The organism is Shimia sp. MMG029 (genome assembly GCF_027947445.1).
Lineage (GTDB): Bacteria > Pseudomonadota > Alphaproteobacteria > Rhodobacterales > Rhodobacteraceae > Shimia.
Genome location: NZ_JAQJIM010000020.1, coordinates 1 through 7388 on the forward strand (window position 1 = coordinate 1; position 7388 = coordinate 7388).

At 63.2% G+C, this 7388-nt stretch carries 8 protein-coding genes; all 8 read left to right on the forward strand.

What is annotated here, in order from left to right:
* Positions 1–49 precede the first annotated feature (49 nt).
* The gene (locus PJL69_RS20080; RefSeq protein WP_271311282.1) at positions 50–775 is read left to right on the forward strand and encodes a GntR family transcriptional regulator; all 726 of its coding nucleotides are present in this window, start codon (positions 50–52) and stop codon (positions 773–775) included.
* A gap of 68 nt (positions 776–843) precedes the next feature.
* Positions 844–1896 (forward strand): aldo/keto reductase, encoded by a 1053-nt coding sequence (locus PJL69_RS20085; protein ID WP_271311283.1) that lies wholly within the window; start codon positions 844–846, stop codon positions 1894–1896.
* Positions 1886–2314: an L-fucose mutarotase gene (fucU, locus tag PJL69_RS20090; protein WP_271311284.1), complete on the forward strand. Its 429-nt coding sequence runs from the start codon at positions 1886–1888 to the stop codon at positions 2312–2314. Before PJL69_RS20085 ends, fucU begins: the two co-directional genes overlap by 11 nt.
* Positions 2311–3141 (forward strand): amidohydrolase family protein, encoded by an 831-nt coding sequence (locus PJL69_RS20095; RefSeq protein WP_271311285.1) that lies wholly within the window; start codon positions 2311–2313, stop codon positions 3139–3141. The genes fucU and PJL69_RS20095 overlap by 4 nt, the downstream gene beginning before the upstream one ends.
* A 1-nt stretch (position 3142) precedes the next feature.
* Positions 3143–4255: a fumarylacetoacetate hydrolase family protein gene (locus PJL69_RS20100; protein WP_271311286.1), complete on the forward strand. Its 1113-nt coding sequence runs from the start codon at positions 3143–3145 to the stop codon at positions 4253–4255.
* Positions 4256–4268: 13 nt separating this feature from the next.
* Positions 4269–5771 carry an aldehyde dehydrogenase (NADP(+)) gene (locus PJL69_RS20105; RefSeq protein ID WP_271311287.1) on the forward strand — a complete coding sequence of 501 codons (1503 nt, stop codon included), beginning with the start codon at positions 4269–4271 and terminating at the stop codon, positions 5769–5771.
* 11 nt (positions 5772–5782) lie between these two features.
* Positions 5783–6532: an SDR family oxidoreductase gene (locus PJL69_RS20110; protein WP_271311288.1), complete on the forward strand. Its 750-nt coding sequence runs from the start codon at positions 5783–5785 to the stop codon at positions 6530–6532.
* A gap of 18 nt (positions 6533–6550) precedes the next feature.
* On the forward strand, positions 6551–7388 hold an 838-nt coding region (locus tag PJL69_RS20115; protein WP_271311289.1), incomplete at its 3' end, for a fumarylacetoacetate hydrolase family protein.

A 7388-nucleotide genomic window follows, 5' to 3' on the forward strand; every position in this document is an offset into this window, starting at 1 on the left:
GGGGGGCGGCACTTGTCAACTAACATGTTAGCATGGTATTTGCTCCATTATGACCCAGACCTACGATATTGATGTCACTTTACTGCGCGAGACCGCCCCCTCTGAGGGCTCTCTGGCGCAGCGCGTTTATCTCGCAGTCAAGGAAGCGATTCTGGCCCTGGACTTCCCGCCCGGCGCCAATCTGAGAAAGGCGCCCATCTGTGAGCGCCTCGGCGTGTCCCGCGCGCCTGTGTCAGAAGCGATTGCCCGGCTGGCCGCTGAAGGGCTGGTGGATGTCGTGCCGCAGTCAGGCACCCATGTGTCCTATTTTTCCATGTCCGAGATCCGCGAAGGTGTGTTTCTGCGCGAAGCGCTTGAGCTGGCGACGGTGGCCAAGGTCACCCGTGATCTGACCGAAGAGCAGCGCAAAAAACTCAGCCGCAGTATGCGCCTTCAAGAGCTTCTGATCGAAGATGAAGATGCCGCTGGCTTTTATCAAGCCGATGAAGAGTTCCACAGCTTGCTCATGGCATTCACCGGCTTTCAACGTCTGCCGGATGTGGCACAGACCGTCTCTCTGCAGGTGCGCCGTGCGCGCCTTCTGCTGCTGCCCACACCCGGGCGCATCTCAGAGACGCTGGAAGAGCATCGCGCCATTTTTAAAGCCATCTCTGCCGGGGATGAGAACGCAGCCCAGGCCGCGATGCGACACCACTTGGGGCAACTGGTGCCCCGACTGGACACGCTCCACACCGCCAAGCCTGAGCTGTTTGGCACCCGCTTGACCCGCGCATGATAGATGCCCGCTCAGATCACCCCGATACCGTCACACACACCCCGTACCGGTGAAGCAAGAGAACCCTCATGTCCGTTTCAAAAACACGTCTCCTGAACACCCGCACATCGCGCCCTGTGCCGCTCACGCAAATGGGGTTTGGCGGTGCGCCGCTTGGCAATCTGTATCGCAAAGTCTCTGAGCAGGACGCGCAAGAGGCGTTGCAAACCGCCTATGATGTGGGCGTGCGCTTCTTTGACACCGCGCCGCAATACGGGCTGGGGCGGTCTGAGATGCGCTTTGGCGCAGGCATGAAGCGCTTTGGCCGGGACACCATCCAGCTCTCCACCAAAATCGGCCGCCTGCTGCTGGATTGTGACCCCCATGAAGTCACCCCTGAGGCTTTTGTCGACGTACCGCAAAAACGCATTGTGTTTGATTACACCTATGATGGGGTGATGCGCTCTTATGAGGCCAGCAAGACCCGCCTCGGGGTTGCGAACGCCGACATTCTGCTGGTGCATGATGTCTGCGTCTTCAGTCAGGGCAGCCAGGAGGCCTCCGATGCCAAGGTGCGTGAACTGTTTGACGGGGGCGGCTACCGCGCCCTGACCGAGCTGCGCGATGCCGGGGAGATTGCCGCCATTGGCGCAGGGGTGAACGAATGGCAGGTCTGTGAGCGGCTGCTGGGGCTCGGCGATTTTGACGGCTTCCTGCTGGCGGGGCGCTACACCCTGCTGGAGCAGGAAGCGCTTGACAGCTTCCTGCCCCTCTGTGAGGCGCGGGATGTCGGCATCATTCTGGGCGGGCCTTACAACTCTGGCATTCTGGCCACCGGTGCGATCGAAGGGGCCAAATACAACTATGATGTGGCCCCTGCCGAGATCATGGAACGGGTGCGCAAGATCGAAGCGGTCTGTGCCGCCCATGACACCCCTCTGATCGCAGCCGCGCTGCAGTTCGTGCTGGGCCACCCCTGCGTCAAAACCGTGGTCCCCGGTGCGGTGTCAGGGGCGGAGGTCACCGCCAATGCCCGCCTGATGGAGCGCGCCATCCCGGATGCGCTCTGGTCTGATCTGCGCGGCGAAGGGCTGATCCGCCCGGACGCGCCCCTGCCTTCGGAGCGTGCCGATGCTGCGTAATATCAACCCGCTTTTGTCTCCTGATCTGCTGCACACCCTGCGCGCCATGGGGCACGGCGATGAGATCGTGATTGCCGATGCCAACTTCCCAGCCACCAGCACCGGCCCCACCTGCATCCGCGCGGATGGTTCCAGCGCCAGCGAGATCCTGGAGGCCGTGCTCTCTGTCATGCCGCTGGACAGCTTCGTGCCGGATCCAGCCCTGACCATGCAGGTGGTCGGCGATCCTGATGCGGTCCCGGAGGCCGTGGCCGATTTCCAGACCATCATTGAGACCACGGCGGACACCCCGGCACAGATCCAGACGCTGGAACGCTTTGCCTTTTATGACCGCGCCGCGCACGCCTTTGCCATCGTGCAGACCGGCGAACGGCGGCTTTATGGCAATATCATTCTGAAGAAAGGCGTCATCGCATGAGGATTGATGCCCATCAGCACTTCTGGGCGCTGGCCCGGGGCGACTACGGCTGGCTCACGCCAGAGCTCGCCCCGATCTACCGCGACTTCCTGCCCGCAGACCTGACCTCAGACCTCACGGCGGCGCAGATCGACGGCACCGTGTTGGTGCAGGCAGCCCCCACCGTGGCAGAGACCACCTTCATGTTGTCTCTGGCCGAAGACACCCCCTTTATCAAAGGCGTGGTTGGCTGGGTCGACTTTGAAGCCCCTGACGCCGCCGAACAGATTGCCACATTGGCGCGCAATCCCGCCCTCGTCGGGCTGCGCCCGATGATCCAGGACATCGCCGATCCGGGCTGGATGCTGCGCGATGCGCTCACCCCGGCGTTTGAGGCGCTGATCGCCCATGATCTGACCTTTGACGCGCTCACCCTGCCCCAGCATTTGGGCAATCTGCGCCGCCTGCTGGCCCGCCACCCCGACATGCGTGTGGTGATCGACCATGCCTCAAAACCGCTGATCAAGGACGGTGTGATCGCGGGATGGGCCGAAGATATGGCCGCGCTGGCGCGTGACACCACAGCCTTCTGCAAATTCTCCGGCATGGTGACCGAGGCCGCAGACAACTGGAGCTCCGACACGCTGCGCCCCTATGCGGATCACCTGCTTGGCACCTTTGGCCCTGAGCGCCTGATCTGGGGCAGCGACTGGCCGGTCTGCACCCTGGCCAGCTCTTATGCGCGCTGGGTTCACACCAGCACCGATCTTTTGGGCGCACTCACTGCATCCGAACTCAAGGCGGTCTGGGGCGGCAACGCCGCTCGGGCCTACAACCTCAGAGATTGATATGACTGATCTTTCCCTTGATCCTTCCGGGCTTTGGCTCGGCCGCGTAGAACGCCCAGGCATCGGCCCAGCTGTTGTCACCCTCCGTGACGGGCAACTGGTGGACATCACCGCCAAAGCCGCCCCCACCGTGCGCGACATTCTGGAGCGTGAGGACGCAGCAGACTACACCCGCACCGCCCCGGGCACACCGCTGGGCGCACTGAGTGCAGACCACGACTGGCTGGCCCCCTGCGATTTGCAGGCCGTCAAAGCCTGCGGCGTGACCTTTGCCGGTTCCATGGTGGAGCGGGTGATCGAAGAGCAGGCCGCCGGCGACCCGGCCAAGGCCGAAGCCATCCGCGACCGCATCGGCGCACGCATTGGCGACAGCCTCTCCAACATCGTGCCCGGCTCTGAGGCCGCAGAGGAGGTCAAACAGGCGCTGCTCAAAGAAGGTCTCTGGAGCCAGTATCTGGAAGTCGGCATTGGCCCGGATGCGGAAGTCTTTTCCAAAGCGCAGGTGCTCTCCTCCGTCGGTTTGGGCGCAGACATCGGCCTGCATCCGATCTCCACCTGGAACAACCCCGAGCCCGAAGTGGTGCTCGCCGTCACCTCCACCGGGGAGATCAAAGGTGCCACCCTTGGCAATGACGTCAATCTGCGCGATGTGGAAGGCCGCTCCGCCCTCTTGCTGAGCAAAGCCAAAGACAACAACGCCTCCTGCGCCATTGGCCCAATGATCCGCCTGTTTGACGACAGCTTCACGCTGGATGACGTGCGCCAGGCAGAGCTGACCCTCACCGTCTCAGGCCCGGAGGGCTTTGAGCTGCAGGGCCATTCCTCCATGTCCCAGATCAGCCGCGATCCGGCCGATCTGGTGCGCCAGACCATTGGCCGCCATCACCAGTATCCTGACGGGCTGATGCTGTTTTTGGGCACGCTCTTTGCCCCGACGCAGGACCGCGACACCCCTGGCGGCGGCTTTACCCACAAGCTTGGCGATGTTGTGACCATCGCCAATGACCAGCTCGGGCAGCTTACCAACACCGTGCGCCTGTCCACCGAATGTGAGGCGTGGCGCTTTGGCGCCTCTCACCTGATGCGCAACCTGGCCCATCGCGGCCTGCTTTAAGAAAGCGATAGATATGCTGACCGGAAAACATCTGATTGCAGGCACCTGGGTCGCGGGCGACGCCACCTTTGCCTCAGACCCCGCCACCGGCGAAAGCCACGCCTTCGCCGTCGGCACCCCCGCCCATGTGGACGCCGCCGTGGAGGCCGCAGAAGCCGCCTTTGCCAGCTTTGGCTGGTCGAGCCGCGCCGCACGCGCCACGCTTCTGCGCAAAATCGCCGAAGAGATCGACGCCCGCGGTGAGGCCATCACCCAGATTGGCACAGAGGAAACCGGCCTGCCCGACGCCCGCCTTGAGGGCGAGCGCGGCCGCACCACCGGCCAGCTGCGCCTGTTTGCCGATCATATTGAAGCCGGTGCCTATCTGGATCTGCGCCATGATGAAGCCCTGCCCGACCGCGCGCCCCTGCCGCGCCCGGAGCTGCGCATGATCCAGCGCCCGATTGGCCCCGTGGCCGTCTTTGGTGCTTCCAACTTCCCGCTGGCCTTCTCCACCGCCGGGGGCGACACCGCCGCCGCCCTGGCCGCAGGCTGCCCTGTGGTGGTCAAAGGCCATCCGGCCCATCCCGGCACCGCCGAGATTGTGGCGCAGGCCATCGATGCTGCGCTCACAGCCTGCAATATGCATCCCGGCATCTTCTCCCTGATCCAAAGCAACGGGATTGAGGTGGGCGCCGCGCTGGCCACACATCCACTGATCCGTGCCGTCGGCTTCACCGGCAGCCTGAAAGCGGGCCGCGCGCTCTTTGACCTCTGTGCACAGCGCGACGCGCCGATCCCCTTCTTTGGCGAACTGGGCTCTGTGAACCCGATGTTTGTGCTGCCTGCGGCCGCAGGCGCACGCGCCACCGAGATCGGCAGCGGCTGGGCTGGGTCCCTCATCATGGGCGCGGGTCAGTTCTGCACCAACCCGGGCATTGCCGTGGTCATGGACGGCCCAGATGCGGACGCGTTGCAAACCGCAGCACAGACCGCGCTGGACGCCGTCGACAGCCAGACCATGCTCACCGATGGCATTGCCGCCGCCTACCGCGACGGCGTGGCCCGGATCAGTGGCGGCCAAGGTGTGACCCAAATCATGGGCACCGCCTGCCCCGGCCGCGCGGCAAAGCCGTATCTCTTCAGCGTATCAGGCGATGACTGGCGTGCCGACAGCCACCTGCAGGAAGAGGTCTTTGGCCCTATGGGCATCATTGTGCGCGTGCGGGACACCGCTCAGATGCAGGATGTGGCCCGCGCCATCGAAGGGCAACTGACCTGCACATTGCAGATGGACACAGAGGACACAGCAGACGCCCAAGCCCTGATGCCGCTGCTGGAGCGCAAAGCCGGCCGCGTGCTCGCCAATGGCTTCCCAACCGGCGTGGAAGTCGCCGACACCATGGTGCATGGCGGCCCTTATCCGGCCTCCACCAACTTTGGCGCAACCTCGGTGGGCACGCTCTCCATCCGCCGCTTCCTGCGCCCCGTGTGCTACCAGAACATCCCCACAGAGCTGCTGCCAGAACAGGTATAAGGATCACAGATATGACAGAGACATCAGGCCGTCTGGCCGGAAAAACCGCGCTCATCACCGCCGCAGGTCAGGGCATTGGCCGCGCCACCACAGAGCTCTTTGTGGCCGAGGGCGCCCAGGTGATTGCCAGCGACATCAATGACGCATCGCTGGCCGAACTGGCGCAAATCAACGGCGTGACCGCGCTCAAGCTGGATGTGACAGATGGCGCGGCAGTGGCAAAGGCTGCCGCGGATCTGCCCGCGCTGGATGTGCTGTTTAACTGCGCAGGCTACGTCGCAGGCGGCACGATCTTGGAGTGCCCAGAGAAAGACTGGGACTTCAGCTTCGATCTCAACGTCAAGGCCATGTACCGCCTGATCCAGCTGACCCTGCCCGCCATGCTGGAAAACGGCGGCGGCTCCATCATCAACATGTCCTCCGTGGCCTCTGCCATGAAAGGCGTGCCCAACCGCTTTGCCTATTGCGCCTCCAAAGGGGCCGTGCTCGGCCTGACCAAATCCGTGGCCGCCGATTATGTCGCCCAGGGCATCCGCTGCAACGCCATATGCCCCGGCACCGTGGACAGCCCCAGCCTGCACGACCGCCTGCGTGCCACCGGCGATTATGACACCGCCATGCGCGACTTCATTGCCCGCCAGCCCATGGGCCGCATCGGCACCGCAGATGAGATCGCAGAACTCGCCCTTTATCTGGCCAGCGACGCCAGCAAATACACCTCCGGCCAGCCCTTCGCCATCGACGGCGGCTGGACCATCTGAGCAAGAAAGGACACCTGAATGAAGCTTCTACGCTACGGCCCGATCGGGGCAGAAAAACCCGGCCTGCAGGACAACGACGGCACCATCCGCGATCTCTCAGGCCACATCACCGACATCGCAGGTGACGCCCTCAGCGATGACAGTCTCGCCAAGCTGCGCGCCATTGACCCCACCACCCTGCCCGTGGTCGAGGGCAGCCCCCGCATCGGCGCCTGCGTCGGCTCTGTCGGCAAGTTCATCTGCATTGGCCTGAACTATGCAGACCACGCCGCTGAATCCGGCATGGCCCTGCCAGAAGAACCCGTCATCTTCTTCAAAGCCACCTCCGCCATCTGCGGCCCAAATGACGATGTGGAAATCCCCCGCTCCTCCGTCAAATCCGACTGGGAAGTCGAGCTGGGCGTGGTGATTGGCAAACACACAAAATACGTCAGCCGCGAAGACGCACTCGATCACGTCGCAGGCTACTGCGTCGTCAACGACCTCTCTGAACGCGACTTCCAGCTGCACCGCTCAGGGCAATGGGTCAAAGGCAAAAGCTGCGACACATTCGGACCCATCGGACCATGGCTCGTCACCCGCGACGAAGTGGCAGACCCCCAAAACCTGCCAATGTATCTCGAAGTCAACGGACACCGCTATCAGGACGGATCCACACAAACCATGCACTTCGACGTCGCAACCGTCATCGCACACCTCAGCCAGTTCATGTCCCTCCAGCCAGGGGACGTCATCTCCACAGGAACACCTCCAGGCGTCGGCATGGGACAAAACCCTCAAACATACCTCAAACCAGGTGATAAAATGGAATTGAGTATCGAAGGCCTGGGAACGCAAACACAAAACGTAGTAGCAG

What these genes read in the sequence shown, in the direction of transcription:
- PJL69_RS20080 (WP_271311282.1), top strand. Translation starts at nt 50, where the DNA reads ATGACCCAGACCTACGATATTGATGTCACTTTACTGCGCGAGACCGCC.
- fucU (WP_271311284.1), top strand. Translation starts at nt 1,886, where the DNA reads ATGCTGCGTAATATCAACCCGCTTTTGTCTCCTGATCTGCTGCACACC.
- PJL69_RS20110 (WP_271311288.1), top strand. Translation starts at nt 5,783, where the DNA reads ATGACAGAGACATCAGGCCGTCTGGCCGGAAAAACCGCGCTCATCACC.
- PJL69_RS20085 (WP_271311283.1), top strand. Translation starts at nt 844, where the DNA reads ATGTCCGTTTCAAAAACACGTCTCCTGAACACCCGCACATCGCGCCCT.
- PJL69_RS20105 (WP_271311287.1), top strand. Translation starts at nt 4,269, where the DNA reads ATGCTGACCGGAAAACATCTGATTGCAGGCACCTGGGTCGCGGGCGAC.
- PJL69_RS20100 (WP_271311286.1), top strand. Translation starts at nt 3,143, where the DNA reads ATGACTGATCTTTCCCTTGATCCTTCCGGGCTTTGGCTCGGCCGCGTA.
- PJL69_RS20095 (WP_271311285.1), top strand. Translation starts at nt 2,311, where the DNA reads ATGAGGATTGATGCCCATCAGCACTTCTGGGCGCTGGCCCGGGGCGAC.